General features: G+C 75.3%; 29 protein-coding genes and 1 pseudogene. 8 read left to right on the forward strand and 22 right to left on the reverse strand.

Translation table 11 applies throughout. The annotated features are described in order from the left end of the window. Positions 1–102: 102 nt before the first annotated feature. From thpR to infC, 5 genes are all read right to left on the reverse strand, one after another. On the reverse strand, positions 103–759 hold the full coding sequence (gene thpR, locus FBY24_RS17530; protein ID WP_142162547.1) for an RNA 2',3'-cyclic phosphodiesterase: 657 nt from the start codon (positions 757–759) through the stop codon (positions 103–105). 34 nt (positions 760–793) lie between these two features. Further along, complete coding sequence (locus FBY24_RS17535; protein ID WP_255432469.1) at positions 794–1,651, reverse strand: RNA methyltransferase; 858 nt, start codon at positions 1,649–1,651, stop codon at positions 794–796. A gap of 98 nt (positions 1,652–1,749) precedes the next feature. Continuing rightward, positions 1,750–2,133 carry a 50S ribosomal protein L20 gene (gene rplT / locus FBY24_RS17540; protein WP_140460546.1) on the reverse strand — a complete coding sequence of 128 codons (384 nt, stop codon included), beginning with the start codon at positions 2,131–2,133 and terminating at the stop codon, positions 1,750–1,752. A 64-nt stretch (positions 2,134–2,197) separates the two neighbouring features. Beyond that, the gene (gene rpmI / locus FBY24_RS17545) at positions 2,198–2,392 is read right to left on the reverse strand and encodes a 50S ribosomal protein L35 (protein ID WP_046528208.1); all 195 of its coding nucleotides are present in this window, start codon (positions 2,390–2,392) and stop codon (positions 2,198–2,200) included. Positions 2,393–2,478: 86 nt separating this feature from the next. Beyond that, on the reverse strand, positions 2,479–3,606 hold the full coding sequence (gene infC, locus FBY24_RS17550) for a translation initiation factor IF-3 (protein WP_370511011.1): 1,128 nt from the start codon (positions 3,604–3,606) through the stop codon (positions 2,479–2,481). A 344-nt stretch (positions 3,607–3,950) separates the two neighbouring features. On the opposite strand from infC, the gene FBY24_RS17555 reads away from it, so the two are divergent. The 3 genes from FBY24_RS17555 to FBY24_RS19305 all read left to right on the forward strand — a co-directional run bounded on the left by FBY24_RS17555 (position 3,951) and on the right by FBY24_RS19305 (position 6,442). Continuing rightward, complete coding sequence (locus FBY24_RS17555) at positions 3,951–4,364, forward strand: Fur family transcriptional regulator (protein ID WP_142162549.1); 414 nt, start codon at positions 3,951–3,953, stop codon at positions 4,362–4,364. An 83-nt stretch (positions 4,365–4,447) separates the two neighbouring features. Then, a complete protein-coding gene (locus tag FBY24_RS17560; RefSeq protein WP_142162551.1) occupies positions 4,448–5,953 on the forward strand; it encodes a catalase in 1,506 nt (501 codons plus the stop codon). Between the two features lie 111 nt (positions 5,954–6,064). After that, positions 6,065–6,442 (forward strand): DUF1844 domain-containing protein, encoded by a 378-nt coding sequence (locus FBY24_RS19305; protein WP_140460543.1) that lies wholly within the window; start codon positions 6,065–6,067, stop codon positions 6,440–6,442. 27 nt (positions 6,443–6,469) lie between these two features. On the opposite strand, the pseudogene FBY24_RS17575 reads toward FBY24_RS19305, so the two are convergent. Next, a pseudogene (locus FBY24_RS17575) lies at positions 6,470–7,825 on the reverse strand (MFS transporter); the annotation flags it as partial. Here FBY24_RS17575 and FBY24_RS17580 point away from each other — a divergent pair. The 3 genes from FBY24_RS17580 to FBY24_RS17590 are packed head-to-tail and all read left to right on the forward strand — an operon-like array spanning position 7,820 to position 9,700. After that, entirely contained in the window at positions 7,820–8,506 is a 687-nt protein-coding gene (locus FBY24_RS17580; RefSeq protein WP_255432470.1) for a hypothetical protein, read from the forward strand. The pseudogene FBY24_RS17575 and the gene FBY24_RS17580 sit on opposite strands and share 6 nt — an antisense overlap. Further along, positions 8,503–9,261, forward strand: a complete 759-nt coding sequence (locus tag FBY24_RS17585; RefSeq protein WP_142162553.1) for a S1C family serine protease — start codon at positions 8,503–8,505, stop codon at positions 9,259–9,261. Before FBY24_RS17580 ends, FBY24_RS17585 begins: the two co-directional genes overlap by 4 nt. A 52-nt stretch (positions 9,262–9,313) precedes the next feature. Further along, positions 9,314–9,700: a spore germination protein GerW family protein gene (locus FBY24_RS17590; protein WP_140460540.1), complete on the forward strand. Its 387-nt coding sequence runs from the start codon at positions 9,314–9,316 to the stop codon at positions 9,698–9,700. Between the two features lie 36 nt (positions 9,701–9,736). Here the strand turns inward: FBY24_RS17590 and FBY24_RS17595 are convergent, their stop codons facing one another. The 6 genes from FBY24_RS17595 to FBY24_RS17620 all read right to left on the reverse strand — a co-directional run bounded on the left by FBY24_RS17595 (position 9,737) and on the right by FBY24_RS17620 (position 14,272). After that, positions 9,737–10,468, reverse strand: a complete 732-nt coding sequence (locus FBY24_RS17595) for an SseB family protein (protein ID WP_142162555.1) — start codon at positions 10,466–10,468, stop codon at positions 9,737–9,739. After that, positions 10,465–11,226, reverse strand: a complete 762-nt coding sequence (gene priA / locus FBY24_RS17600; RefSeq protein ID WP_142162557.1) for a bifunctional 1-(5-phosphoribosyl)-5-((5-phosphoribosylamino)methylideneamino)imidazole-4-carboxamide isomerase/phosphoribosylanthranilate isomerase PriA — start codon at positions 11,224–11,226, stop codon at positions 10,465–10,467. Before priA ends, FBY24_RS17595 begins: the two co-directional genes overlap by 4 nt. 52 nt (positions 11,227–11,278) lie before the next feature. Further along, the gene (gene hisH / locus FBY24_RS17605; RefSeq protein ID WP_140460537.1) at positions 11,279–11,929 is read right to left on the reverse strand and encodes an imidazole glycerol phosphate synthase subunit HisH; all 651 of its coding nucleotides are present in this window, start codon (positions 11,927–11,929) and stop codon (positions 11,279–11,281) included. 77 nt (positions 11,930–12,006) lie between these two features. After that, positions 12,007–12,525, reverse strand: coding sequence for a DUF2058 domain-containing protein (locus FBY24_RS17610; RefSeq protein ID WP_142162559.1), 519 nt, complete (start codon positions 12,523–12,525; stop codon positions 12,007–12,009). Beyond that, complete coding sequence (gene hisB / locus FBY24_RS17615; RefSeq protein WP_142162561.1) at positions 12,522–13,154, reverse strand: imidazoleglycerol-phosphate dehydratase HisB; 633 nt, start codon at positions 13,152–13,154, stop codon at positions 12,522–12,524. The genes FBY24_RS17610 and hisB overlap by 4 nt, the downstream gene beginning before the upstream one ends. Further along, a complete protein-coding gene (locus FBY24_RS17620; protein ID WP_142162563.1) occupies positions 13,151–14,272 on the reverse strand; it encodes a histidinol-phosphate transaminase in 1,122 nt (373 codons plus the stop codon). Before FBY24_RS17620 ends, hisB begins: the two co-directional genes overlap by 4 nt. Positions 14,273–14,340: 68 nt before the next feature. Here FBY24_RS17620 and FBY24_RS17625 point away from each other — a divergent pair, with 68 nt between their 5' ends. Continuing rightward, complete coding sequence (locus FBY24_RS17625; protein WP_142162565.1) at positions 14,341–16,479, forward strand: RecQ family ATP-dependent DNA helicase; 2,139 nt, start codon at positions 14,341–14,343, stop codon at positions 16,477–16,479. Positions 16,480–16,524: 45 nt separating this feature from the next. On the opposite strand, the gene hisD is transcribed toward FBY24_RS17625, so the two are convergent. Further along, positions 16,525–17,847 (reverse strand): histidinol dehydrogenase, encoded by a 1,323-nt coding sequence (gene hisD, locus FBY24_RS17630; RefSeq protein WP_142162568.1) that lies wholly within the window; start codon positions 17,845–17,847, stop codon positions 16,525–16,527. A gap of 98 nt (positions 17,848–17,945) precedes the next feature. Between hisD and FBY24_RS17635 the strand changes: the two genes are divergently transcribed. After that, positions 17,946–18,170 (forward strand): RNA-binding S4 domain-containing protein, encoded by a 225-nt coding sequence (locus FBY24_RS17635; protein ID WP_142162570.1) that lies wholly within the window; start codon positions 17,946–17,948, stop codon positions 18,168–18,170. Here FBY24_RS17635 and FBY24_RS17640 read toward each other — a convergent pair whose 3' ends face one another. From FBY24_RS17640 to FBY24_RS17680, 9 genes are all read right to left on the reverse strand, one after another. After that, positions 18,171–18,713 (reverse strand): SRPBCC family protein, encoded by a 543-nt coding sequence (locus tag FBY24_RS17640; RefSeq protein ID WP_142162572.1) that lies wholly within the window; start codon positions 18,711–18,713, stop codon positions 18,171–18,173. Further along, positions 18,710–19,084, reverse strand: coding sequence for a helix-turn-helix transcriptional regulator (locus FBY24_RS17645; RefSeq protein WP_255432541.1), 375 nt, complete (start codon positions 19,082–19,084; stop codon positions 18,710–18,712). The genes FBY24_RS17640 and FBY24_RS17645 overlap by 4 nt, the downstream gene beginning before the upstream one ends. Before the next feature lie 47 nt (positions 19,085–19,131). Further along, entirely contained in the window at positions 19,132–22,671 is a 3,540-nt protein-coding gene (gene dnaE / locus FBY24_RS17650; RefSeq protein ID WP_255432471.1) for a DNA polymerase III subunit alpha, read from the reverse strand. 163 nt (positions 22,672–22,834) lie between these two features. Then, entirely contained in the window at positions 22,835–23,767 is a 933-nt protein-coding gene (locus tag FBY24_RS17655) for an RluA family pseudouridine synthase (protein ID WP_142162576.1), read from the reverse strand. Then, positions 23,764–24,402 (reverse strand): signal peptidase II, encoded by a 639-nt coding sequence (locus tag FBY24_RS17660; protein WP_370511012.1) that lies wholly within the window; start codon positions 24,400–24,402, stop codon positions 23,764–23,766. The genes FBY24_RS17655 and FBY24_RS17660 overlap by 4 nt, the downstream gene beginning before the upstream one ends. Positions 24,403–24,442: 40 nt before the next feature. Further along, complete coding sequence (locus FBY24_RS17665) at positions 24,443–24,850, reverse strand: TraR/DksA family transcriptional regulator (protein WP_255432472.1); 408 nt, start codon at positions 24,848–24,850, stop codon at positions 24,443–24,445. 242 nt (positions 24,851–25,092) lie between these two features. Beyond that, a complete protein-coding gene (locus tag FBY24_RS17670; protein WP_140460527.1) occupies positions 25,093–25,770 on the reverse strand; it encodes a DivIVA domain-containing protein in 678 nt (225 codons plus the stop codon). A 174-nt stretch (positions 25,771–25,944) separates the two neighbouring features. Continuing rightward, positions 25,945–26,235 carry a YggT family protein gene (locus FBY24_RS17675; RefSeq protein WP_142162578.1) on the reverse strand — a complete coding sequence of 97 codons (291 nt, stop codon included), beginning with the start codon at positions 26,233–26,235 and terminating at the stop codon, positions 25,945–25,947. Positions 26,236–26,240: 5 nt separating this feature from the next. Then, entirely contained in the window at positions 26,241–26,723 is a 483-nt protein-coding gene (locus tag FBY24_RS17680; protein WP_142162580.1) for a cell division protein SepF, read from the reverse strand. Positions 26,724–26,876: the final 153 nt, after the last annotated feature.

Below are 26,876 nucleotides of genomic sequence, written 5' to 3' on the forward strand. Positions count from 1 at the left end.
ACCTTCCAGGGCGGTTCCAGGCGGTCGTCGCGCCCGTCGGGCGGCTGACCGGCGACCGTCGCGCGTGCGCGCGTCGGACGGCTGGCGAGTCTATCGGCGGCGTCAGTCCGCCCCGAGCGGATACCGCGTGACGGGCGTGTACAACGGCCCCCCGCCCCGTCCGGCGCCGGGCCGGGACTCGACGAGGACCACGGCGTCGACCCACCACGCCGGCCCCTCGTACACCGCGAGCGCCTGCACGAGCGCGTCGGCGGGGTCCAGGGCGTCACCCCGGCCGCGGTCGGACCCGGCGCGCCCCGCCGGCCCGCGGGCACCACGCGGCCCGGCGCTGCGCCGGGCGGGTCGCCCGCCGGGACGGACCCGGCCGACGGTCAGGTGGGGGCGGTTGCGCACCCGCGGGTCCTCGCCCGCACCGTGGTCGGCCCCGACGTCGCGGGCCGCGTGGGCGAGCGAGGACATCGCCGCCGTGTCGCCGCCGATGCCCACCCACAGCGTGCGGTGGGCGAACAGCCCGGCGCCGCGCAGGGCGAGCGAGAACGGCGCCGTCCGGGCGGCCAGCTCCGCGAGGTCCGCACCCAGCGGGTCGAGGGAGGCGTCGGCGAGGTCGCCGTAGAACGCGGCGGTCAGGTGCCACGTCTCCCGTGCGGACCAGCGCACCGTCTCGTCGGTGCCGGCCGCGCGCCGGCGCACCCCCGCGAGGGCGAGGTCGAGGTGGTCGAGGACGTCGTCCGGCGGCCAGACCGCCGCGAACAGTCGCATGCGCCCAGCCTGCCAGGTCCCGGGGCCGCGGCGCTCACGCGGGGCCGGTCCGGGGGCGGTGCGCCCGGGCGGACGCGAACAGGCACACGGCCGCGGCGGTCGCGAGGTTCAGCGACTCGGCGCGCCCCCGGATCGGCACCCGCACGACCGCGTCGGCCAGCGCCCGGTCCTCCGCGCGCAGCCCCCACGCCTCGTTGCCGAACAGCCAGGCGGTCGGTCGCGCGAGGTCGGGGGTGCCGGCCGGCGCGTGCCCGGCGACGTCGAGCAGGTCGTCCAGGTCGAGGTCGCCGGCGCCGTCCGCGGCGAGGACCGTCAGGCCCGCGGCGCGCAGCGCCTGCACGGCGGGTCCCGCCTCCAGGCCGGTGACCACCGGGACGTGGAACAGCGACCCGGCGGTCGAGCGCACCGCCTTGGGGTTGTGCACGTCGACGCTGCTCCGGGTGAGGAGCACGGCGTCGGCCCCGGCGGCGTCGGCGGCACGCAGCACGGTGCCCGCGTTGCCCGGGTCGCGCACGTGCGCGAGCACCGCGACGAGCGTCGGTCCGGCGGCCAGGACCTCTCCCAGCCCCGTGGGGACCAGGGCGGCGACCGCGACCAGCCCTTGCGCGTCGGGGCTCATCGCCGCGAGCACGTCCTCGTCGCCCAGGCGGACGCGTGCGCCACGGGCCCGGGCTGCGGCCAGCACGTCGTCGTACCGTCGGGCGGCCTCGGGCGTGGCGTACACGTCGTGCACCGGCGGCCCGCCGGGTGCCACCGCCTCGCGCACCCCTTGCGGGCCCTCGACGAGGAAGGTGCCGGTGCGGCGTCGGGCCGACAGGGTGGTCAGCGCGTGCACGGCGCGGACGCGGTCGGCGCGCGGGTTGGTCATCAGGTCGTCCGGCACGTCGTCCATCATCCCTGGCGCGGGAGGTCGGCGGCACCGCCGCCCCGGCGGGGACGACGCAGCCCCCGTCGTCCCGGGGGACGGCGGGGGCTGCGGGGTGCGACGGCTCAGGCGGCCGAGGGTGCGTTGACGTCCTCGGGCAGCGCGGCCTTGGCGACCTGGACGAGCGCGGCGAACGCCGCGGCGTCGTTGACCGCCATGTCGGCGAGGACGCGACGGTCGACCTCGACACCCGCGGCCTTGAGGCCCTGGATGAAGCGGTTGTACGTCAGGCCCTGCTCGCGGGACGCCGCGTTGATGCGCTGGATCCACAGCTTGCGGAAGTCGCCCTTGCGCGCCTTGCGGTCGCGGTAGGCGTAGACCAGGGAGTGGGTGACCTGCTCCTTGGCCTTGCGGTACAGGCGCGAGCGCTGCCCGCGGTAGCCGCTTGCCCGCTCGAGGGTCGAGCGACGCTTCTTCTGGGCGTTGACCGCCCGCTTCACGCGTGCCACGTGATGCTCCTTGGGGTGTCAGGGGCTCGTCGGCCCTGCCGGCGCCGGGTGGGCGCCGCGCGGGTCAGCGGCCGAGCAGCTTCTTGATCTTGGGGGTGTCGGCGGGCGAGACGACGACGTCACCGGCGATGCGGCGGGTGCGGCGGCTCGACTTGTGCTCCAGCAGGTGCCGGCCACCGGCCTGCTCGCGCATGACCTTGCCGGTACCGGTGACCCGGAACCGCTTCTTGGCACCGGAGTGCGTCTTGTTCTTCGGCATGGCTGCCGTCTCTCCTTGTCGTTCACGCCGCACGGTCGTGCGGCGGTGTGTCGTGCGGGCGCGGGGGCACCCGTCCGTCGTGCAGGTCAGCCGGCGTCCTCGGTGCCCGCCGCGGCGCCCTGGGGGGCTGCCGGGCCGGGCCGGGGGGTCGGCTTCGGTGCGGACGCGCCGGCGGCGCTCCGGGGTCCGGGGCGTGCAGGTGCGGCGGCGGGACGAGGTGCGGCGGGCCGGGGCACCGCTGCGGGCCGCGGGGCCTGCGGGCGCGCCTGGGGCGCGGGCCGCGGGGCCGCAGCGGGAGACGCTGCCGGGCGGGCGGGCTGCTCGGAGCGCGCGGGTCCGCCGGGCCGCGAGGGACCGGACGAGCGCGACGGGCCGCCGGACCGCGCCGGGGCGCCGGAACGGGCGGGTGCGGACGTCGCCGGGCGGGCGGGCGCCGCCGGGGCGGGCTGCTGCTCGACGACGGGCGCCGGTGCGGGCGCGGCGGGCTGCTCGGCGATGCGCTCACGAGCCTCCTCCGCGGCCGGGAACGGCACGCGGGGCTTCTCGGTGACCTCGGCCTCGGGCTCGCCGGACTCGCGGGCCTGGGCGGCCGCGGCACGGCGCTGCTCGTTGCGCTGGTCGGCCTTCTTCTTGGCCGGGCCCAGCACCATGATCATGTTGCGCCCGTCCTGGCGCGGCGAGCTCTCGACGAAGCCGAACTCCGCGACGTCGTCGGCGAGGCGCTGCAGCAGACGGATGCCCATCTCCGGGCGCGACTGCTCGCGGCCGCGGAACATGATCATGACCTTGACCTTGTCGCCGGCCTTGAGGAACCGCTCGACGTGGCCCTTCTTGGTGGCGTAGTCGTGGGGGTCGATCTTCAGGCGGAAGCGGATCTCCTTGAGGATCGTGTTGGCCTGGTTGCGCCGGGCCTCACGCGCCTTCATGTCCGCCTCGTACTTGAACTTCCCGAAGTCCATGATCTTCGCCACGGGCGGTCGGGCGGTCGGCGCGACCTCGACCAGGTCGAGGTCGGCGTCCTGGGCCAGGCGCAGGGCGTCCTCGAGGCGCACGATGCCGACCTGTTCACCGTTGGGTCCGACGAGCCGGACCTCGGAGACACGGATCCGGTCGTTGATGCGGGGCTCGCTGATGTGGATGCTCCTCGGTCGTGGTGGTGGACACCAGGGACGAGGAAGGCCCCCGCCCTGAGCACAGGTCGGAGGCCTCGACAATCCGGGCGGACGCCTGCACGGCGGACGCCGGACCGGCGTCCGCGACGACGGTCCTGGACTGCGACCCGGCCCCTGCTGCCGGCGCGAGCCGGGCGGTCGGGGCCCAGGTGGGAGAGGTCTCCACTTGTGCGACCGCTCCGCCGCTCCCCCGCGTGCCGCCGGGCGAGGACCCGGTCCGGGCCCGCTCGACGACCCGTGGACGCACGACGGCGCGGATCAGTCGGAGGCGACACTACCAGAGCCACCCCGCGCTCGGGCACCCGGCACCCGGGCGCCGGCCGGGATGGCGACACGGTGTCAGCAATTGTCTTGAACGATTCCAGAAAACGTGGTTGGCTCGTGCCGTGCCGCACACCGACGAGCTCCGAGCCCACGGCCTGCGGGTCACCGGCCCGCGGCTCGCGGTGCTGGCGGCCCTGCACGACCACCCCCACCTCGACGCCGACGAGGTGCTGCGCCGCGTGCGCACCACCCTGCCGACCGTCTCGGTGCAGGCCGTCTACGACGTCCTGCACGCGCTGACCGACGCCGGCATGGTCCGACGCATCGAGCCCGCCGGCCACCCGGCGCGGTACGAGCGCCGCGTCGGCGACAACCACCACCACGTCGTGTGCCGGGGCTGCGGCGCCGTCGACGACGTCGACTGCGTCGTGGGCCACGCCCCCTGCCTCGTGCCCGCATCCACGTCGGGCTTCGACGTCGAGACGGCCGAGGTGACCTTCTGGGGCCTGTGCCCCGCCTGCCGCGCGGCCGGCTGAGGCCCGCACCCGCCGACCCCCCGCCCGCACCGCCGCCCCGGCGGTGCACCACGCCCCACCGGGGCCGACCGAGAGGACACCACGTGACCCACGTGCCGCCCACCACGAACAACGCCGGGGCGCCCGTCGCCTCCGACGCCCACTCCCTCGCCGTCGGCGCAGACGGACCGATCGTCCTGCACGACCACTACCTCGTCGAGAAGCTCGCGCAGTTCAACCGCGAGCGCGTGCCCGAGCGGGTCGTGCACGCGAAGGGCGGCGGCGCGTTCGGCACGTTCACGGTGACGCACGACGTGTCGGCCTACACCCGGGCGGCCCTGTTCCAGCCCGGCACGACGACCGACATGCTGGCGCGCTTCTCGTCGGTCGCCGGCGAGCACGGGTCGCCCGACACGTGGCGGGACCCCCGCGGCTTCGCGCTGAAGTTCTACACGACCGAGGGCAACTACGACCTCGTCGGCAACAACACCCCCGTGTTCTTCCTGCGCGACGGCATCAAGTTCCCCGACTTCATCCGCTCGCAGAAGCGGCTGCCGGGCTCGAACCTGCGCGACAACGACATGCAGTGGGACTTCTGGTCGCTGTCGCCGGAGTCCGCGCACCAGGTGACGTGGCTGATGGGCGACCGCGGCCTGCCGCGCTCGTGGCGGACCATGGACGGCTTCGGCTCGCACACCTACCAGTGGGTCAACGCCGCCGGCGAGCGGTTCTGGGTCAAGTACCACTTCCAGACCCAGCAGGGCATCGACAACCTCACCGCCGACGAGGCCGCGCAGCTGGCGGGCTCCGACGCCGACCACCACATCCGCGACCTGCACGAGCACATCGCGGACGGGCAGTTCCCGCGGTGGACGCTGCGCGTGCAGGTCATGCCCTACGAGGACGCGAAGAGCTACCGCTTCAACCCGTTCGACCTGACCAAGGTGTGGCCGCACGCGGACTACCCGCTGATCGAGGTCGGCGTCATGGAGCTCAACCGCAACCCCGAGAACTACTTCGCCCAGATCGAGCAGGCCACGTTCGCGCCGAGCAGCTTCGTGCCGGGCATCGGCCCGAGCCCGGACAAGATGCTGCTCGCGCGGATCTTCTCCTACGCCGACGCCCACCGGTACCGCGTCGGCACGAACCACGCGCAGCTGCCCGTCAACGCCCCGCAGGCGCCGGTGCACTCGTACTCCAAGGACGGTGCCGCGCGGTACGACTTCGCCCCCGCGGACCGGCCCGTCTACGCGCCGAACTCGCTCGGCGGCCCCGCGGCCGACCCGGCGCGCGCCGGCGAGTCCGGCGGCTGGGAGTCCGACGGCGAGATGGTCCGCGCGGCGGCGACCCTGCACCCCGAGGACGACGACTGGGGCCAGGCGGGCACCCTGTACCGCGAGGTCTTCGACGACGCGGCGCGCGCCCGCTTCCTGGAGACGATCACCGGCCACGTCGGCGGGGTGAAGAGCGACGTCATCCGTGCCCGCGCCGTGCAGTACTGGACCAACGTCGACGCGGGTCTCGGCGCGGCCCTGACGGCCGCCCTGTCCGCCGCCGGCGCACCCGTCGAGGCCGGCGAGCCCGGCACCGCGAGCGTCCCGGTCGCCTGACCGCGGCACCAGCCACGACGGCCCCGCACCGCTCCCCCGGCGGTGCGGGGCCGTCGCCGTGCGGACCGTGCGCGTGCGGGGCGCCCGCGCACGGGTGAGAGGATCGGCGCCATGCACGAGGAGCACGCGCCGGGCGCGCACGAGGACGTCACCGCCCAGGCGGTCCGCGAGATCGAGGACGTCGCGGCCGTCGAGATCATCACCACCGCCGCGGTGCACCTGATGAGCGCCGCCGCGGTCAAGTGCGGGCTCGCGCCCGACGGGCCGGACGGGCCGGGGTCAGCGCACCGGGACCTCGACGAGGCCCGCAAGCTCATCACCGCCCTCGCCGCCCTGGTCACCGCCTCGGCGCCCGACCTCGGCAACCAGCACGCCCGCGCCCTGCGCGACGGGCTGCGGTCGGTCCAGCTCGCGTTCCGCGAGGCCAGCCCCTTCCCCGACGCCCCCGGCGACGGGCCGGGCGAGGCCTTCACCGGCCCCGTCTCCTGACCTCGGCGCGGCGGTCCGGTCCGACGGCCGGGCGGCGCGCCGACGACGCACCACGGCCACGACGGCCAGGCCCCCGCCGGCGACGAGCAGGCCCGTGCCCGCAGCCGTGAGGAAGCCCGCCCCGGCACCCGCCCGGTCGATCGCCCAGCCGCACAGCGGCGCACCGAGCGCGTTGCCGACCGTCTGCATCGTGCCGCTCCAGCCCATCACCTCGCCGCGCCGGTGCTCGGGCACCAGGCGCACGAGCGTCGCGTTGATCGACGACAGCGCCGGCGCGCACGGCAGACCGGCCAGCACGACCGCCAGGGCGAGGGCCACCTGGCCCTGCACGAGGGCCGCGGGCACCGTCGCCAGCGCGAGGACCGCCACGAGCAGCAGCGGCGACGGCTGGCGGGCGGACGCGCCGTGCACGAGGCCGCCGACCACGGAGCCGCCGGCCCACAGCGCGATCATCCAGCCCACGTCCTGCGCCCGTCCGGCGTCGTTCAGCGCGGCGACGAGGGAGACGTCGGTGCCGACCAGGACGAAGGCGGCGCCCACGCCCGCGAGGAGCACGACCAGCAGCGGCGCCGTCAGGAGGCGCCCGGACGGGACGTCCACCGGTGCGTCGTGCGTGGCGGACGGCGTGCTGCGCGTCGGCGGGTCGGCCCACAGCAGCAGGACGCCGGCGCCGACGGTCGCGACGCCGACGACCGTCAGGCCGAGGACGCTCGACCCCTGCGTCACCAGCAGGACGCCCGCGACCGGCGCGAGCATGAACGTCAGCTCGGTGCCGACCGAGTCGAGCGCGTACGCGGCCTTCTGCTGCGCGGGCGGCACCAGCACGGCGAGCGACTGGCGCACCACGGAGAACACCGGGACGAGGAAGACGCCGCCGACGAACGCGGCGCCGACGAGCGGCCAGTAGCCCAGGTGCGGCGCGACGAGCCACACGAGGCTCTCCACGACGACCGACGGCACCAGCGCACGACGCAGACCGAGGCGGTCCACGAGCCGCCCCCGCCACGGCGCACCGATCGCGACGCCGACGGTCATGGCCGCGGCGACGACGCCCGCGCGCGCGTACCCCTCGTCGAGCCGCCCCACGACGTGCAGGGTGAGCACCACGCCGGTCATCGCGTGCGGGAGGCGGGCGACGAGGGCGATCAGGGTCAGGCGCAGCACGCCCGGCAGGCGCAGCACGTCGGCGTAGGCGGTTCTCACAGGTGTCGATGATGGACCCTGCGGGCGCCCGCCCGGTCCGCCGACGGTCCCGGACGGGCGTCGCGTGACGGACGTCTCCCCCGCCCTGCGGTGCACCGCCGGCGGGCCGCGACCGACCACCGACGGGTCGCCGACCGGCCCTCGCACGGACGCCCGCGCGCCTATCCTGGGCCGATGCACGGACCTCCCCCGTCCTTCCCCCCGACACCCCCCGGGCAGCCGGCCGGGGGCACGCCCGGCGCACCGACGGGCGGCCCCGCGCCGACGGTCCCGCCCGGGGGCGGACCCGTGCCGGTCGCGCTGCACGACGTGGAGGCCCGCGTCCCCGGTCCGCGCCGGTCCGGGCGGCCGCGCAGCCGTGCGGCCGTCGTGCTCGCGGTCGTGCTCGTCGCCGTGCTGGTCGGTGCCGGGGTGCTCGGCACGCACCTGTGGCGCACCACCCAGGCGTGGGGCGAGGCCGCGGCCGACTGGGAGCGCCTGGCCCGCGAGCACGGCGAGGAGCTCGCGCAGTCGCGCGCGGACCTCGACGCGACCTCCGCCGAGCTGGCCGGTGTGCAGGCCCAGCTCGCGAACGCCCAGTCCCGGATCACGTCGCTCGCCGACGAGAAGGCCCAGCTCGGCGACACGTCGGCCGCCACGCAGCAGCTCGCGGACTACCAGGCCCGCGTGTCGCAGGCCGCCGGCCAGGTCGCGACCGCGCTGGCGAGCTGCATCGAGGGCCAGGAGCAGCTCATCGGGTACCTGCGCGAGCAGGAGCAGTACGACGCGCAGGAGCTCGCCGGCTTCGAGGCCGACGTCGACGAGGTCTGCGGCGCCGCGACCGAGGCGAACGACTCCCTGCAGGCCGAGCTGACCCGATGAGGCCCGCCCCCGCACCCGCGCCGGGCCGCACCACCCGCGCCCTGGCGGTCGCGCTCGTGGCGGCCGCCGTCCTCGGCGGCTGCGCCCTCCTGCCCGACCCGCCGCCGCCCGTGCCCACGGGTGTCGTCCCCAGCAGCGCCCCCGAGCCGTCCGCGTCGGTCGGTGAGTCCCGGCTGTCCCCCGACGGGTTCGACGCCGCGCAGCGGATGGCCGTGCGGATCCGCAACGTCGGCTGCGGCACCCTCTCGACGGGCTCGGGGTTCGCGATCGACGAGCACACGCTGGTCACGAACCGGCACGTCGTGGCCGACTCCGCCGCGCTGGAGCTGAGCACCTACGACGGCCGCGACGTCGGCGCCGAGGCCGCCAGCACCGCCGACCTCGCCGACCTCGCGATCGTCCGCACCGTCGACGCCCTGCCGTCGGCCCCCGTCCTGGCCGACGCCGACCCCGTCGTGGGCGACGCCGTGACCGTGGTGGGGTACCCGCTGGGCCGCCAGCTCACCGTCACCGACGGGCAGGTCGTGGGCCAGGTCACCGACCCGCTCAACGCGAACCTCGGCCAGGTGCTCGTGACCGACGCCCCCGTGGAGCCGGGCAGCTCGGGGTCGGCCGCGCTCGACGCGGAGGGCCGCGTCATCGGGGTCGTCTACGCCAAGAACGCGGACGACCTCAGCTTTCTCGTGCCCGTGAGCACCCTGAGGTCCATGCTGGAGGACGGGACGGCGTTCGGCCCTGCGCCCACCTGCGGCTGAGCAGGCGACGCACCGGTCCCGACGCGCACCCGTCGACGAGGGGAACCCTGAGATGACCGAGCACAGCTTCGACGTCGCCGCCCTGACCCGGGCCGCGCAGGACACCCTGACGGTGCGCCGCGTGTTCGGCGAGGCGTACGAGCGCGACGGCACCCTCGTCGTGCCGGTGGCCCGCGTCACCGGTGCGCTGGGCGCCGGGGCAGGCGCGGGCGACGGGGCCGTCGGCGGCGGCGGACCCTCGCCCCAGGGCAGCGGGGACGCCGGCGGGGGCGGCTGGGGCACGCAGGTCAAGCCCCTGGGGGTCTTCGTCGTCGACGCCGACGGGGCGCACTGGCGGCCCGCGCTCGACCTGAACCGCGTGATCCTGGGCGGGCAGCTCGTCGGCGCCGTGGCGGCGACCGCCTGGGCGCTGGCGTGGGCCCTGCGCCGCCGACGCTGACGACCCCGCGGTCCGGCACACCGTCCGCGCGGGCGGTCAGCCGGCGGCGCGCAGGCGCAGCTCGAGGGAGTCGACCCGCTCCGCCACGGTCGGGTCACCCGCGAGCGCCGCGTTGACCTGCGCCAGCACCCGGTCCAGGCCGGTGCGGTCCAGGCCGGGCACGAGCGAGAGCTCGACGGCGACCTCCGCGCGGGTGCCCGGGACGGCGTCGGCGCGCACCACGAGACGCACGGGCGCCAGCGCGGCCCGCACGGCGGCGCGCACGTCCTCGTCGACGGCGTCGTCGCGCACGGCCGGGGCCCAGGCACGCCCCTGCGCGAGCGCGTAGACGGCCGTGCGGGGCAGCACCACGGTCACCGGTCCGGCGGGGTCGACGACGACGACCTCCCAGCCCTCGCCGACGGCCGAGAGCGCGGCGCGCGGCACGTCGCTGGGCACCGGCCGGGCGTCGGGGCGCCAGCGGCGCATCGCGTCGACGCCCGTGAACACCGGCAGCGCGGTGCGCCCGTCCGGGGTCCGCAGCGCGACGACGCCCGCGGACGCCTCCTTGTCGACCGTGTGCTCGTGGCCGTCGTGCACGACCGTGCCCGCCTGCTCGAGCTCGGCGAGGACCGGGACGAGCACGCGCGTGGGGACCAGCGCCGCGACGACGTCGGCCAGGCCCGCCCGGCCGAGCGCGTGCTCGGCCAGGACCTCGGCCAGCCGCGGGTCCGCCGAGCCGTCGTCGCCGGCGAACGGCGACGACGGAGGCAGCGCGCGCCCGCTCACGCGGACGGCCGCCCGGCGACGTCGAGCGCCTGCGGCAGCGTGAACGCCCCCGCGTAGAGCGCCTTGCCGACGATGGCGCCCTCGACGCCGACGGGGACGAGAGCGCGCAGCGCCTCGAGGTCGGCGAGGCTGGACACGCCGCCCGACGCGACCACCGGGGCGTCGGTCCGGGCGCAGACCTCGCGCAGCAGCTCGACGTTCGGGCCGCGCAGCGTGCCGTCCTTCGTCACGTCGGTCACGACGTAGCGCGCGCAGCCGGCGTCCTCCAGGCGGGCGAGCACGTCCCACAGGTCGCCGCCGTCCTGGGTCCAGCCGCGCGCCGCGAGGGTCGTGCCGCGCACGTCGAGCCCGACGGCGATCTGCTCGCCGTGGGACGCGATCACCCGGGCAGTCCACTCCGGGTCCTCGAGGGCTGCCGTGCCGAGGTTGACGCGCGTGGCCCCGGTGGCCAGCGCGCGCTCGAGGGACGCGTCGTCGCGCACGCCGCCGGAGATCTCGACGCGCACGCCGCGGCGGTCCAGCTCGCCCGCGACGTCCGCGAGGAGCGCCGCGTTGGAGCCGCGGCCGAACGCGGCGTCGAGGTCGACGAGGTGGATCCACTCCGCGCCCCCCTCGGCCCAGTCGAGGGCGGCGGCGAGCGGGTCGCCGTAGCCGGTCTCCGAGCCGGCCGCGCCCTGGACGAGCCGCACGGCCTGGCCGTCGGCGACGTCGACGGCGGGCAGGAGCTCCAGGCGCGGGGCGGGGGGCGTGGTCGTCATGGGTGTTCTCCGGGTGGTGGGGAGGCGGGCTGCGGGAGGGGCGTGCGTCGGCTCAGCGCAGCAGGCCGAGCCAGCGCCGCAGGAGCTCGGCCCCCGCGTCGCCCGACTTCTCGGGGTGGAACTGGGTCGCGGCCAGCGGGCCGTTCTCGACGGCGGCGACGAAGCGGTCGCCGTGCTCGGCCCACGTGACCAGCGGGGCGGGCAGCGGGTGCTCGCCCGCGGGGACCTCGTCGTGCAGGGGGAAGGACCGCGCCGCGTAGGAGTGCACGAAGTAGAACCGCTCGTCGGCGAGCCCGTCGAAGAGCACCGACCCGGGCGGCGGCTCGACCGTGGCCCAGCCCATGTGCGGCACGACGTCGGCCTCGAGGCGGTCGACGACGCCAGGCCACTCGCCCAGCCCGTCGGTCCGCACCCCGTGCTCGACGCCCTCGGCGAACATCACCTGCATACCGACGCAGATGCCGAGCACGGGCCGGCCGCCGGCGAGGCGCCGGTCGACGACCTGGTCGCCGCCGACGGCGCGCAGCCCGGCCATCACGGCGGCGAACGCGCCGACGCCCGGCACGACGAGACCGTCGGCCTCCTGCGCGGCGCGCTTGTCGGCGGTCAGCTCGACCTCGGCGCCGACGCGCTCGAGGGCGCGGACCGCCGAGCGCACGTTGCCGAAGCCGTAGTCGAGGACGACGACGCGGGGTGTGGGCACGGCGCCAGGTTACCGGCGCCGCGGACCGCGCCGTGCCCGCGTCCGGTCCGCCGGCGCCCGGCGCGAGAGGCCGGGGATCAGCCCCGGGGGCGGTTCCCGGCGATCATCCGCATCGCCTTCCAGCGCGAGAGGCCCACGCTCGTGACGGTCCCGTCGACCGTCGCGGGGTCGAGGTCGCCGAGCAGGAGGTCCTCGAGCACCTCGGGCGCCCCGGACAGCACCAGCCCCGGGGGCAGCTCCTTGGTCTGCGCCCCGGCGACCCACTGCGTCGCCGAGACCTGCTCGGCGCGCCGCTCGAGCAGCACCACCGGCGCCTGGCGCAGCAGCTGGGAGATCGCGGCCGTCGCGGTCGCGCCCGCCGCCGGGTCCCGCAGCACCGCGATCGCCCCGACCGGGGACGGCACGGCGTCGACGTCGACCTGCGCGAGCGAGCACGCGGCCGCGAGCGCACCGGCGACGGCGACCTGGGTCACGACGACGGCGACGGTCGGCTCGTCGGTCGCGTCGAGCCCGGACAGGTCGTCGGGGATCTGCAGGTCGGCGAACGGGTCGTCGTCGGCGCCCGGGGTCGCGCCGGGCGTCGGGTCGGTGCTCACAGGGCCCCCTTGGTGGACGGCACGCCGTCGACGCGGGGGTCGAGGGCGAGGGCGGCCCGCAGGGCGCGGGCCAGCGCCTTGAACTGGGCCTCGACGATGTGGTGCGGGTCGCGGCCGGCCAGCACGCGCACGTGGATGGTGAACGCCGCGTGGTGGGCGATCGACTCCAGCACGTGGGCCGTCAGCGAGCCGGTGAAGTGCCCGCCGATGAGGTGGTACTGCTGCCCCTCGGGCTCCCCGGAGTGCACGAGGTACGGCCGGCCCGAGACGTCGACGACAGCGTGGGCGAGCGCCTCGTCCAGCGGGACCGTGGCGTCGCCGTAGCGGGTGATGCCGCGCTTGTCGCCGAGCGCCTGCCGCAGGGCCTGGCCGAGCACGATCGCGACGTCCTCGACCGTGTGGTGCGCGTCGATGTGCGTGTCGCCGCTCGCCCGGACCGTGAGGTCGACGAGCGAGTGCTTGCCGAGCGCGGTGAGCATGTGGTCGTAGAACGGCACGCCCGTGTCGACGTCGGTGCGCCCCGTGCCGTCGAGGTCGACCTCGACGAGGACGGTCGACTCGCTCGTGGCGCGCTCGACGCGCGCGGTCCGCCGGGCGGTGCCCGCGGTCGTTCCCTGCGGACCGGTCATCGACCCGTCACCTCCACCAGTGCGTCCTTGAAGCGGGTGGTCTCGGCGGGGGTGCCCACCGAGACGCGCAGCCAGCCGTCGGGCCCGACGACGCGCACGAGCACGCCGCGGTCGAGCAGACCCTGCCAGACGGCACGCCGGTCGTCGAACCGGCCGAAGAGCACGAAGTTCGCGTCGGAGTCGGCGACGTCGAACCCGCGCGCGCGCAGCCACAGCACGAGGGCGTCGCGCTCGTCACGCAACGACCCGACCTGCGCCATGAGCTCGGGGGCGTGGGCGAGCGCCGCGCGCGCGACGGCCTGCGTGACGGCCGACAGGTGGTACGGCAGGCGCACGACCCGCAGCGCGTCGACGAGCGCCGGCGCCGCGGCGAGGTAGCCGACCCGGGCGCCGGCGAGCCCGAAGGCCTTGGACATGGTCCGGCTGACCGCCAGGTGCGGGTGGTCGGGCAGCAGCTCGAGGGCAGACGGCGTGCCCGCGCGGCGGAACTCGCCGTACGCCTCGTCGACCACGACGACGCACCCGCCGGGCACCTGCGCGGCGGCGTCGAGCACGGCGACGACGGTGGCGGCGGGCAGCGCGGTGCCGGTGGGGTTGTTGGGGCTGGCGAGCAGCACCACGCTCGGGGCGTGCTCGGCGACCGCGGCCCGGGCCGCGTCGGGGTCGAGCGAGAAGTCCTCCGCGCGGCGGCCCGCGACCCACGCGGTGGAGGTGTCGCGGGCGTACTCGGGGTACATCGAGTACGTCGGCGCGAACGACAGCGCCGTGCGGCCCGGCCCGCCGAAGGCCTGCAGCAGGTGCAGCATGACCTCGTTCGAGCCGTTCGCTGCCCACAGCTGCGCGGGGTCCAGCACCACGCCCGACTCGGCACGCAGGTACGCGGCGAGGTCCTCGCGCAGGGCGAGGAAGTCCCGGTCGGGGTAGCGGTTGAGCGTGCGCGTCGCGTGCGCGACAGCTGCGGCGACGTCGGCGACGACCGCCTCGGACGGCGCGTACGGGTTCTCGTTGACGTTGAGCAGCACCGGGACGTCGAGCTGCGGCGCGCCGTACGGCTCGAGGCCGACGAGCTCAGGACGCAGGGGCAGGACGCCGGCGGTGCGGTCGGGGGCGGCGGTCACGGCACGAGTCTAGGGACGTGCACGGCACCGCCCGCGGCCGTGTCCGGGGTGCGACCTAGGCTGGCCGGGTGACCCCCGCTCCCCCCGCCGCACCGCCCGTCGACCGGACCGCGCTGCGCGAGCGTGCCGAGCAGGTGCTGCGCGCGCTCGTCGGCCGCGACGACGCCCGCCTGCACGACGACCAGTGGCAGGCCGTCGAGGCGCTGGTCGCCGACCGGCGCCGGGTGCTCGTGGTGCAGCGCACCGGCTGGGGCAAGTCCGCGGTGTACTTCGTCGCGACGGCGCTGCTGCGCGAGGGCGCCGCCGGCCCCCGGCGCGGCCCCACGGTCATCGTGTCCCCGCTGCTGGCGCTCATGCGCAACCAGGTCGACGCCGCACGCCGCGCGGGCATCGCGGCGCAGACGCTCAACTCCGCGAACGTGCAGGAGTGGGCGGACGTGCACGCCCGCATCGCGGCGGGCGAGGTCGACGTCCTGCTCGTCTCCCCCGAGCGGCTCAACAACCCCGGCTTCCGGGACGAGGTCCTGCCGTCGCTGGCCGCCGACGCCGGCCTCGTCGTGGTCGACGAGGCCCACTGCGTCTCGGACTGGGGCCACGACTTCCGCCCCGACTACCGGCGCATCCGCACGCTGCTGGGCGACCTGCCCGCGGGCGTGCCGGTGCTCGCCACCACCGCCACCGCGAACGCCCGGGTCACCGCCGACGTCGCCGAGCAGCTCGCCGACGAGCAGGACCCCACCCTCGTGCTGCGCGGCGGCCTGGACCGCCCGAGCCTGCACGTGCAGGTCACCGAGCTGCCCGACGTCGCGAGCCGGCTGGCGTGGCTCGCGGCGACCCTGCCGACGCTGACCGGGTCGGGCATCGTCTACTGCCTGACCATCGCCGCCGTCGAGCAGGTCACCGAGCACCTGCGCGCCGCAGGCCTGGACGTGCGCGCGTACACCGGGCAGACCGACCCGACCGAGCGGGAGGCGCTCGAGGGCGACCTGCTGGCCAACCGCGTCAAGGCGCTGGTCGCGACGTCGGCGCTCGGCATGGGGTACGACAAGCCCGACCTGGGCTTCGTCGTCCACGTGGGGGCACCGAGCTCGCCGATCGCGTACTACCAGCAGGTCGGTCGCGCCGGCCGTGCGACGTCCCGCGCGGACGTCGTGCTGCTGCCCGGCCAGGACGACCGCGCGATCTGGGAGTGGTTCGCCTCGACGGCGTTCCCGCCCGAGGACGACGTCCGCGCCGCGCTGGCGGCCCTCGCGGAGCACGGCACGCTGTCGACCGCGGCGCTGGAGACGTACGTCTCGCTGCGCCGCACGCGCCTGGAGGGGATGCTCAAGGTGCTCGACGTCGACGGCGCCGTCCGGCGCGTGCGCGGCGGGTGGGAGCCGACGGGCCGGCCCTGGTCGTACGACGCGGAGCGCTACGCGCGCGTCACGGCCGCGCGGCACGCCGAGCAGCGGACCATGCTCGACTACCAGGCCACGACCGGGTGCCGGATGGCGTTCCTGCGCGCGGCGCTCGACGACCCCGAGCTCGTCGACGGATGGGCCTGCGGGCGGTGCGACCGCTGCACGGGGCACCAGGTCGGTGCCGCGCCCACGGGTGCGGCCGTCGACGCGGCGCGCGCCCTGCTGGCGGTGCCCGGGGAGCCGGTCGCCGCGCGCCGGCAGTGGCCGTCGGGCCTGACCGCGCTCGGGCTGGACCTGCGGGGCCGGATCCCCGCGGAGGAGAACGTCACGGAGGGTCGCGCCGTCGGGCGGCTCGACGGCCTGGGGTGGGGCGGTCCGCTGCGCGAGGCGCTGCGCGAGCAGGTGCCGACCGAGCTGCCCGTCGGCCTGCGCACCCCCGTGCGGCAGGTGCTCGAGGCGTGGGCGCCCGAGGTCGACGTCGTCGTGGCCGTCGGCTCGGCCTCCCGGGGGCTGCTCGTCGAGCACCTCGCGGCGGGCACCGCGCGGCTGCTCGGCGTGCCGGACGCGGGCCGCCTGCTGCCGGTGGGCACGCCGCCGCGCCACGACGTCAACTCCGCGCAGCGCCTCGCCGACGTCGTGCACCACCTCGACCTGCCCGCCGACGTGGCCGGGCGGGTCGCCGGGCAGCGGGTGCTGCTCGTCGACGACCGCACCGACACCGGGTGGACGCTCACCGTCGCCGGACGCCTGCTGCGCCGTGCGGGGGCGACGGCCGTGCGCCCGTTCGTGCTCGGCGTCGGCTGAGCGAGCCGCCCCGGCGGCGTCCGCCGTCGGGCACGTTTGGGCCGCTCAGAGCCGGGCGCGGACCGCCTCGCCGTGCGCGGGCAGCCCCTCGGCGTCGGCGAGCGCCACCACCCGGTCCGCGACCTGCGCGAGCGCGTCACGGCCGTACTCCACGACCTGCACCGCCCGCAGGAACGAGTGCACGCCCAGCCCGGAGGCGAAGTGCGCGCAGCCGCCCGTGGGCAGCACGTGGTTGGAGCCGGCCATGTAGTCGCCCAGCGACACCGGGCTCCACGGCCCGACGAAGATGGCGCCCGCGCTGGTCACCCGGTCCGCCCACGCGCGCGCGTCGACGGTCTGGATCTCCAGGTGCTCCGCCCCGTAGCCGTTGACCACCGCCAGGCCGGCCTCGAGGTCGTCGACGAGGACGATCGCGGACTGGGTCCCGGCCAGCGCGGTGAGCACGCGATCACGGTTCGCGGTCGCGTCGACGCGGGCCACGAGGGCCGCCTCGACGGCGTCCGCCAGCTCGACCGACGGCGTGACCAGCACGGCCGCGGCGAGCGGGTCGTGCTCGGCCTGCGAGACGAGGTCGGCCGCGACGTGCGCCGCGTCCGCGGTGCCGTCGGCGAGGACGGCGATCTCGGTGGGTCCGGCCTCGGAGTCGATCCCGACGAACCCGCGCACGAGCCGCTTGGCGGCCGCGACGTACACGTTCCCGGGGCCGGTGATGACGTCGACGGGCTCGCAGAGCGTCGCGCCGTCCACGTCCTCGCTGCCGGCGGCCCCGTAGGCGAGCATCGCGACCGCCTGCGCGCCACCCACGGCGTAGACCTCGTCGACACCGAGCAGCGCGCAGGTGGCCAGCACCACCGGGTCGGGCAGGCCGCCGTTGTCCTTCTGCGGGGGCGAGACCACGGCGAGCGAGCCGACGCCCGCCTCCTGGGCCGCGACGACGTTCATGACCACCGACGACGGGTAGACGGCCAGGCCGCCGGGCACGTAGAGGCCGACCCGGCGCACGGGCAGCCACCGCTGGCGCACCTGGGCACCGGGCGCGACGTCGACCGTCAGGTCGGCGGGCACCTGCGCGGCGTGCACGCGTCGCACGCGGACGATCGTCTCGTCGAGGGCGGCACGCACGTCCGGGTCCAGGGACCCGACAGCCGCCGCGACGACCTCGGCGGGCACCCGCACGTGCACCGGCCGCACCCCGTCGAACCGCTCGGACAGGTCCCGCAGCGCCGCGGCCCCGTGCGCGCGCACCTGCTCGAGGATCGGGGCGACCGCCGCGGCGGCGTGCTCGACGTCGAGCTCGGCCCGGGGCAGCTCGTCGAGCAGCTCACGACGCGACAGGGTCCGACCGCGCAGGTCGATGCGGGAGATCACGCGCCCGAGTCTAGGACGGTTCGCGGCACCCGGACGTGCGCGGTGCGGCCGGCGCGCGGGCACCGCGGGCACACCGCACGGGCTGCCACACTGGTGCCGTGGCACCGCGCGACGAACCGATCCGGCTGGGCATGTTCCTCAAGCTCGTGGGGGTCGCCGAGAACGGCGGGCACGCCCGTGCGCTGCTCCTCGACGACGCGGTCACCGTGAACGGCGAGCCCGAGACGCGCCGCGGCCGCCAGCTGCAGGTCGGCGACGTCGTCCAGGTGGACCTGCCGGGCGGGCCCGTGCAGGCCGTGGTCGAGCTCGACGACGACGAGTAGCTAGGACGCCCGGGGCCCCGCGGCGGGGTAGAGGGCGAGCCGCGCGTCGAACAGGTCGTCCCAGGAGCGGACCTGACGGCCGGCGAGGTGGTCGTCGAGCTGGTCGGCCACCACGTGCCAGCCGCCGGCGTAGCCCCGGGCCGCACCGTCGGCGAGCCGTGCGTGGCGCAGGACGAGCTCGGTGCCCTGCGCGCCGCGCGGCACGAGCGCCACGTCGACCCGGGAGACCTCCTCCCCGGGGAACCGCCAGTCGAGCCGCAGGTGCTCCGGCGGCTCGCAGACCAGCACCGTGCACGTCGCCACGTCGTCGGCGCCCGGGACGTCGTCGCCCATGCGCAGCTGGACCGTGCCGCCGGGCTGCAGGTCCCCGTGCAGCGCGCCGAGCCAGCGCCGGACGCGCCCGGGGGCCGTCAGCGCGTCCCACAGGTCGTCCGCGGTGGTCGGGTAGCTGCGCCGCAGCTCGACCTCCGCATCGCGCTCGCCCAGCCGCAGCACGGCGAGGGGCTCCGGGGGCTGCCCCGGTCCGGTCGGTGTCGCACTCATGACGCCTCCTGGCGGTCGGCCGTCGTCGCGGGTGCGCCGACGTCGGTGCTGTGCGCGCGGTCCTCGCGGCGACCCCGGGCGACCTCGGTGGCGAGGGCGTCCAGGTGGGGCTGCCAGCGCCCGACGACGCGTGCGGCCCACGCCTCGACCTCGTCGAGCGCCTCGGTCCGGACGGCGTACAGCCGGCGCGTCCCGTCGCGCTCGACGTCGACGACGCCGGCCTCCCGCAGCACCCGCAGGTGGCGGGAGACCGCCGGCTGGCTCAGGCCCAGCTCCTCGGCGACGGCCGCGGCGAGCGCACCGGCGGACCGCCGCTGCGTGCCGAGGAGCTCGACGAGGCGGCGGCGGACGGGGTCGCCGAGGGCGTCCATCGCGTGCACGTCCTCATGTTTTCACTCTGCGTTATATAACGCAAGAGTTAAGGACCGGACGGACCCCCGAGGCAGCTCGGCCCCAGGAGGGCCTTGAGGTCGCCGTAGAGCGACGGCGAGCGCTGCACCCGCCAGGAGTCGTCCAGCCGCACGACCGTGGTCCGCCCCGGGTTGGTCAGGCGCAGGTGCACCTCGGTGACCCCGGGATGGGTGTGCAGGACCTCGCGCAGCCGGTCGACCACCGGGGGCGTGCAGCGCGACTCCGCGAGGGTCACCACCACCGGCGAGTCCGCGGTCTGCGACGTGTCCGGCAGCGTCACCTCCATCGCCTGGAGCTGCATCGTGTCGTCCCGGCGCCGCACCCGGCCCTTGAGCACGATGACCGCGTCCTCGGCGAGCACGGTGGAGTAGGCCAGGTACGTCTCGCCGAAGAACATCACCTCGACCGAGCCCTCGAGGTCCTCGAGCACGACCGCGGCCCACGGGTTGCCCTGCTTGGACATCTTGCGCTGCAACGACGTGACGAGCCCGGCGACGACGACCTGGGACCCGTCGGGCCGCGCCTCGTCGGCCATCAGGGTGGCGACCGAGACGTCGGCCGCCGCGGACAGGACGTGCTCGAGGCCCGAGAGCGGGTGGTCCGAGACGTACAGGCCCAGCATCTCCCGCTCGAACGCCAGGCGCTGCTTCTTGTCCCAGTCCGGCACCTCGGGCACGGCGACCGCGAAGCCGGCCTCCTCGTCCGCGCCGAAGACGTCGGCGAACAGGTCGAACTGCCCCTCGGCCTCCTTGCGCTTGACCCCGATGACCGCGTCGACGGCCTGCTCGTGGACGAGCAGCAGCGCCCGGCGCGGGTGCCCGAGGGAGTCGAACGCCCCGGCCTTGATGAGCGACTCGATGGTCCGCTTGTTGCAGACCACGGCCGGCACCTTGTCGAGGAAGTCGGTGAAGGAGGTGAACGCGCCCTTCTCCTCGCGCGCCCGCACGATGGCGTCCACGACGTTGGCCCCGACGTTGCGCACCGCGGTCAGCCCGAACCGGATGTCCGCGCCCACGGCCGTGAACAGCGCCGAGGAGTCGTTGACGTCCGGCGGCAGGACCGTGATGCCCATGCGGCGGCACTCGTTGAGGTACAGCGCCGACTTGTCCTTGTCGTCACGCACGCTCGTGAGCAGGCCGGCCATGTACTCGACCGGGTAGTTCGCCTTGAGGTACGCCGTCCAGTAGGACACGACGCCGTACGCCGCGGAGTGCGCCTTGTTGAAGGCGTAGCCCGCGAACGGCACCAGGACGTCCCACACCGCCTGGATCGCGGCGTCGGAGTAGCCCCGCTCGCGGCAGCCGGCCTGGAACGGCACGAACTCCTTGTCGAGGATCTCCTTCTTCTTCTTGCCCATCGCGCGGCGCAGCAGGTCTGCCTGGCCGAGCGTGTAGCCGGCGAGGATCTGCGCGGCCTTCTGGACCTGCTCCTGGTAGACGATCAGGCCGTGCGTGACGCCGACGACCTCCTCGAGCGGGCCCTCCAGCTCGGGGTGGATCGGCTCGATCTGCTGCAGGCCGTTCTTGCGCAGCGCGTAGTTCGTGTGCGAGTTCACGCCCATCGGGCCGGGCCGGTACAGCGCGATGACGGCGGAGATGTCCTCGAAGTTGTCGGGGCGCATCTGGCGCAGCAGGGCCCGCATGGGCCCGCCGTCGAGCTGGAACACGCCGAGCGTGTCACCGCGCCCCAGCAGCTCGTACGTCTTCGGGTCGTCGAGGGGGACGTCCTCGATCTGCAGGGGCTCCTTGCCGTTCATCACGATGTTCTCGAGCGCGTCGTCGAGGATCGTGAGGTTGCGCAGGCCCAGGAAGTCCATCTTGATCAGCCCGAGCGCCTCGGCGCCCGGCTGGTCGAACTGCGTGATGATCGCGCCGTCCTGCGGGCGCTTCATGATCGGCAGGATGTCCAGCAGCGGCTCGCTGGACATGATGACGCCGGCGGCGTGCACGCCCCACTGGCGCTTGAGGTTCTCCAGGCCGCGCGCGGTCTCCACGACGCGGGCGACGTCCGGGTCGGTGGCCACGAGCTGGCGGAACTCCTCCGCCTCGGCGTACCGGTCGTGCTTCTCGTCGAAGATCCCGGCCAGCGGGATGTCCTTGCCCATCACGGCCGGCGGCATCGCCTTGGTGAGCTTCTCCCCCATCGCGAACGGGAAGCCCAGCACCCGCGAGGCGTCCTTGAGGGCCTGCTTGGCCTTGATGGAGCCGTACGTGACGATCTGCGCGACACGGTCGGCGCCGTACTTGTCCGTGACGTAGCGGATGACCTCGCCGCGCCGGCGCTCGTCGAAGTCGACGTCGACGTCGGGCCACGACACGCGCTCGGGGTTGAGGAACCGCTCGAAGATCAGGCCGTGCTGCAACGGGTCGAGCTCGGTGATGCCCATGGCGTACGACGCCATCGACCCGGCCGCGGACCCTCGGCCGGGCCCGACGCGGATGTTCTGCGCCTTCGCCCAGTTGATGAAGTCGGCGACGACGAGGAAGTACCCCGAGAACCCGAGGCTCGTGATGACCTCGGTCTCGTACTCGGCCTGCTTGCGCACGTCGTCCGGGACCGCACCCTTGTACCGGCGCTGCAGGCCGACCTCGACCTCCTTGACGAACCAGGAGTCCTCGTTCTCGCCGGCGGGCACGGGGAAGCGCGGCATGTAGTTCGCGTTCGTGTCGAACTCGATCTCGCACTGCTCGGCGATCCGCAGGGTGTTGTCGCACGCCTCGGGCAGCTCCGCCCAGACCTGGCGCATCTCCTCGGCGGGGCGCAGGTAGAAGTTGTCCGCGTCGAACTTGAAGCGGTCCGGGTCCGCGAGCGTCGACCCCGACTGCACGCACAGCAGCACGCCGTGCGCGTGCGAGTCCTCGTGGCGCGTGTAGTGCAGGTCGTTCGTCGCCACGAGCGGGGCGTCGATGGCCTGCGCGAGGCGGCGCAGGTCCTTGATGACCCGGCGCTCGATGTCGAGGCCGTGGTCCATGACCTCGACGTAGAAGCTGTCCTTACCGAACAGGTCCTGCATCTCGCCCGCGGCGCGCACGGCCTCGTCCCACTGCCCCAGCCGCAGGCGCGTCTGCACCTCGCCCGACGGGCAGCCCGTGGTCGCGATCAGGCCCGACGCGTAGGTGCTCAGCAGCTCGCGGTCCATGCGCGGCCACTTGCCCATCTGCCCCTCGAGCGAGGCCAGCGAGCCCAGCCGGAAGAGGTTGCGCATGCCCTCGTTGTTGCGCGCCCAGATCGTCATGTGGGTGTAGGCACCACGTGCCGAGACGTCGTCGGACGCCTGGTGCTGCTCGCCCCAGCGCACGCGCGTCTGGTCGAACCGGCTGGTGCCGGGCGTGACGTACGCCTCGACCCCGATGATGGGCTTGATGCCGTACGCCTTGGACTTCTTCCAGAAGTCGAAGGCGCCGAACAGGTAGCCGTGGTCGGTGATCGCCAGCGCCGTCTGCCCCAGGCGCTGCGCCTCGGCGAACAGGTCGTCGACGCGGGCCGCCCCGTCGAGCATCGAGAACTCGGTGTGGTTGTGCAGGTGGACGAACCCCTGCCCGCTCACCGGCGCACCTCCCGGACGTCGACGACGGGGCTGCTGGCGCGTCGGGGCAGGGGCATGACGGCCATCCTAGGCGCGTGCTCGGACGTCTCCGGCGACACGCGCGGCCCCGTGACCGACGGCACGGACGCCCCGTCGGCACGCCCGTCCGCCCGCCGGCCGGGGCTCAGCGCCAGCCGGCCGCGAGGGTCTCCAGCGCGTGCGCGAGGTCGTCCGGGTAGTCGCTCGCGACCTCGAACCAGGAGCCCGTCCCCGGGTGCTCGAACCCCAGCCGCATGGCGTGCAGCCACTGCCTGCTCAGGCCGACGCGCGCCGCGAGCGTGGGGTCCGCGCCGTAGGTGAGGTCGCCCACGAGCGGGTGGCGCAGGGCCGCCATGTGCACGCGGATCTGGTGGGTGCGACCCGTCTCGAGGTGGATCTCCAGCAGGGACGCCGCGGGCAGCATCTCCAGCAGCTCGTAGTGCGTGACCGAGGGCTTGCCGTCCGCCACCACCGCGAACTTCCAGTCCGAGGACGGGTGCCGCCCGATCGGCGCGTCGACCGTGCCGCTCGTCGGCTCGGGGTGGCCCTGCGCGAGCGCGTGGTACACCTTCTCGACCGTGCGCTCCTTGAACGCCCGCTTCAGGGCGGTGTACGCGTGCTCGCTCTTGGCGACGACCATGAGGCCGGACGTGCCGGCGTCGAGGCGGTGCACGATGCCCTGCCGCTCGGCGGGGCCCGACGTCGCCACCCGATAGCCCGCCGCGACCAGCGCGCCGACGACGGTCGGACCCGTCCAGCCCGGCGACGGGTGGGCCGCGACGCCCACCGGCTTGTCGATGACGACCAGGTCGTCGTCGTCGTGCACGATCCGCATGCCGGGCACCGGCTCGGGCTCGACCTCGACGGCCGGTGCCGGCTCGACGATCTCCACCTCGAGCCACGCGCCCGCCACGAGCCGGTCGGACTTGCCGACCTCGCGGCCGTCGACCCGGACGCCGCCGTCGGCGGCGATCTGCCCGGCACGCGTGCGGGAGAGCCCGAGGAGGCGGGCCAGACCCGCGTCGACGCGCTCGCCCGCGAGCCCGTCGGGGACGGGCAGCGCCCGTGTGCCGCTCACGCCCGGTCCTCGCGGGCGCCCTCGGCGTGCGGCTCCTCCGCAGGGTCGACGGCTCCGTCCGACGCGGGCGGGGCGTCCGCGTCGGAGTCGCGGGTCCCGTCCAGGTGGATGCCGCGCGCCGTGAGGAGCACGACGAGGACGGCCGCGGCGACGATCGCGATGTCGGCGACGTTGCCGATGAACAGGCGCCAGTAGGCGAGGAAGTCGATCACGTGGCCGCTGCCGACGCCCGGCTCGCGGACCAGCCGGTCGACGAGGTTGCCCAGCGCACCGCCCAGCAGCAGGCCCAGCGCGACCGCCCACCCGGTGGAGCCGATCCGGCGCGAGGCCCGCGCGACCACCACCACGACCACGACGGCGACCACGGTGAGCACCCAGGTCATGCCGGTCGCGATGCCCAGCGCCGCACCCGGGTTGCGGATCAGCTGCAGACCGAACAGCTCGCCCAGCAGCGGGATCCGCTCCCCCTCCTCGAGGGCGGCCACCGCCCACACCTTCGTCAGCTGGTCCACGAGCAGCACGCCCGCGGTCAGGCCGGTCAGCAGACGCAGCAGGTGGCGCCGCCGGGGCGGCGCCACCTGCTGGGGACCGGCGCTCACGTCGGCGGCCGGGTCGTTCTCGTCGTTCGTGGGCACCGCAGGAGTCTACGCAGCGCCCGACGCCCGTCCGTCGGCGTCAGCGACGCTCCTCGCGCTGCTTGCAGCGCACGCACAGCGTCGCGCGGGGGAACGCCTGCAGGCGCGCCTTGCCGATCGCCTCGCCGCACTGCTCGCACGCGCCGAACGTGCCGGCGGCGAGCCGGTCGAGCGCGTGCTCGGTCTGCTCGAGGAGCTGGCGCGTGTTGTTGACCAGCGTCAGCTCGTGCTCACGCTCCAGGGCCGACGAGCCGGAGTCGGCCTGGTCGTCCCCGGCGCCCTCGCCGGAGTTGCGCAGCAGGTCGGACAGCTCGGCGTCGGCGGCCGCCAGCTCGGCGGTCAGCCGCGCACGGTCGGACGCGAGCTCGGCCGCGACGGCCTCGACCTCGTCCTCCGCCCACGGGTCCTCGCCGGCGCGCACCGGCAGCGTGGCCGGGTCGACCGGCACCCCACGCTCGGACCTCGTCGTCGTTCTGACTGCATCGTTGATGGCCACGGACGTTCCCCCCGTCTCGAGTGCCGCGACTGTATGCGTGTCGCCGCCACCGCACAACACGAGTCCCGGCGCGCCGCGCGAGGTGTCACGACCCGGACGACCGCCCGGCACGCAGACGGACGCACCGGGCCCGGACGCACGTCACCGCCGGCACCACGAGGGCGCCGGCGGTGGGGTGACGTGCGTGCGGGACGTCAGATGGTCTGGTTCTCGGGCACCTGGCCCGCACGCGGCGGCAGCGCGTTGCCGCGGTTCTCCAGGTCGCCGAGCAGATTCTCCAGGTAGCTCTTCAGGCGCGTGCGGTAGTCGCGCTCGAAGACCCGCAGCTCGTCGATCTTGCGCTCGAGGAGCGACCGCTCCTGCTCGAGCTGGCCGAGCGTGCGCTGCGACGTCTCCTCGGCCTCGCGCACGATGCGGTTGGCACGGGACTTGGCCTCGTTGACGAGGCGGTCGGACTCCTCCTGGCCGCTGCGCACGTAGTCGTCGTGCAGCTTCTGCGCCAGCGCGAGCATGCCCGTCGCCGACTCGGGCTCGTTGCCGCGGCCGGGCCCACCGACCTGGACCGGGGCCTGCACGACGGGGGCGGGGGCCTGCATGGCCGGCACCGGCACCGGCTGCGGCTCGGGCACCGGGGCGGGCTCCGGCTTCGGCGCGGGCGCCTGCTGCTGGGCACCGGCCCGGCTGAGCTCGGCGATGCGCCGCTCCGCCGCAGCGAGCTTCGTCTTGAGGTCGTCGTTCTCGCCCTGCAGGTCGCGCAGGGTGTTGACGACCTCGTCCAGGAAGTCGTCGACCTCGTCCTGGTCGTACCCCTCGCGGAACTTGGTCGCCTGGAACTTCTTGTTCAGGACGTCGTCTGCGGTCAGCAGTGCCATCGTCGTCACCTCTGTCGGTCGTGCTGGCTCAGGCCGGTGGCAGTCCACCGACCGCCTCGGGCCACCGTAGCGGACATTGCGCGGGCCGCACTCGTCGCGACACACCGTGCGGACGGCGCGCCGGGATCGAGCCCACGAGGCCCCCGCAGGGGCGTGAGGGTCCTCGCGCGGCCGCTACCGGGCGAGCGTGGCGAGGACCGAGAGCAGGAGCGAGCACCCGAGCGCGAGGACCAGGAAGGCCAGGTCGAAGCGGATCGAGCCGATCCCGATGGGCGGCAGGACCCGACGCAGCGCCCGCAGCGGCGGGTCGGTCACCGTGTACGTGGCCTCGGCCACCACGAGGACCACGCCGCTGGGGCGCCAGTCGCGCGCGAACACCTGCACCCAGTCCAGCACGAGCCTGACCAGGAGGAGCAGGAAGAAGATCAGGACGAGCAGGTACAGCAGGGAGAAGACGAAGCCCACGCCGATCAGCTCTGGTTGTAGAAGCCGGAGCGGGTCGCGGGCTCGGGCGCCGGGCGGTCGCCGGCGACCTCGACGTGCGCGGGCGAGAGCAGGAACACCTTGCTCGTCACCCGCTCGATCGCCCCGTGCAGGCCGAAGATCAGCCCGGCGGAGAAGTCGACCAGACGCTTGGCGTCCGCGTCGTCCATGTCCGTGAGGTTCATGATGACGGGCGTGCCCTGGCGGAACGCCTCGCCGATCTTGCGCGCGTCGTTGTACGAGCGCGGGTGGATCGTCGTGATGCGCCGCAGGTCGCTCGCGTCACCGGTCGTGACCGGCGCCACGGCCGCCACGCGCGGCGTGCGGTGCAGCGGGGTCACCTGGGCCTCGTACGACTCCTCGGGCACGATCGCCTCCGTCTCCTCGTACTCGTCCAGGTACTCGTCGTGCTCGGCCCGGTCGTCGGCCAGACCGAGGTACAGCATCGTCTTGCGCAGCGCTCCGGCCATCGCGTCGTCTCCCGTCTCCCGGAACCACCTGGTCCCTGCAGCCGCCCCGTCCCCGCGGTCGGGCGGGGACGACGACGGCTGCGCCGGTCACGCTAGCAACGCGCGCTGTGCCGCACCTGCCGACACGCGGGGGCGGGGGCGCGCGACGCGCGG

The sequence above is a fragment of the Cellulomonas sp. SLBN-39 genome, assembly GCF_006715865.1.
In the GTDB taxonomy this organism is placed as follows: domain Bacteria; phylum Actinomycetota; class Actinomycetes; order Actinomycetales; family Cellulomonadaceae; genus Cellulomonas.

Bases quoted from the DNA above. Each gene is read 5' to 3' on its own strand.
- FBY24_RS17590 (WP_140460540.1), top strand. From the start codon at position 9,314: ATGACCGAGCACAGCTTCGACGTCGCCGCCCTGACCCGGGCCGCGCAG.
- rpmI (WP_046528208.1), bottom strand. From the start codon at position 2,392: ATGCCGAAGAACAAGACGCACTCCGGTGCCAAGAAGCGGTTCCGGGTC.
- hisB (WP_142162561.1), bottom strand. From the start codon at position 13,154: ATGACCGGTCCGCAGGGAACGACCGCGGGCACCGCCCGGCGGACCGCG.
- FBY24_RS17640 (WP_142162572.1), bottom strand. From the start codon at position 18,713: ATGAGTGCGACACCGACCGGACCGGGGCAGCCCCCGGAGCCCCTCGCC.
- FBY24_RS19305 (WP_140460543.1), top strand. From the start codon at position 6,065: ATGCACGAGGAGCACGCGCCGGGCGCGCACGAGGACGTCACCGCCCAG.
- priA (WP_142162557.1), bottom strand. From the start codon at position 11,226: ATGACGACCACGCCCCCCGCCCCGCGCCTGGAGCTCCTGCCCGCCGTC.
- FBY24_RS17580 (WP_255432470.1), top strand. From the start codon at position 7,820: ATGCACGGACCTCCCCCGTCCTTCCCCCCGACACCCCCCGGGCAGCCG.
- FBY24_RS17680 (WP_142162580.1), bottom strand. From the start codon at position 26,723: ATGGCCGGAGCGCTGCGCAAGACGATGCTGTACCTCGGTCTGGCCGAC.
- FBY24_RS17585 (WP_142162553.1), top strand. From the start codon at position 8,503: ATGAGGCCCGCCCCCGCACCCGCGCCGGGCCGCACCACCCGCGCCCTG.
- FBY24_RS17670 (WP_140460527.1), bottom strand. From the start codon at position 25,770: ATGGCACTGCTGACCGCAGACGACGTCCTGAACAAGAAGTTCCAGGCG.
- FBY24_RS17645 (WP_255432541.1), bottom strand. From the start codon at position 19,084: ATGGACGCCCTCGGCGACCCCGTCCGCCGCCGCCTCGTCGAGCTCCTC.
- FBY24_RS17535 (WP_255432469.1), bottom strand. From the start codon at position 1,651: ATGGACGACGTGCCGGACGACCTGATGACCAACCCGCGCGCCGACCGC.
- thpR (WP_142162547.1), bottom strand. From the start codon at position 759: ATGCGACTGTTCGCGGCGGTCTGGCCGCCGGACGACGTCCTCGACCAC.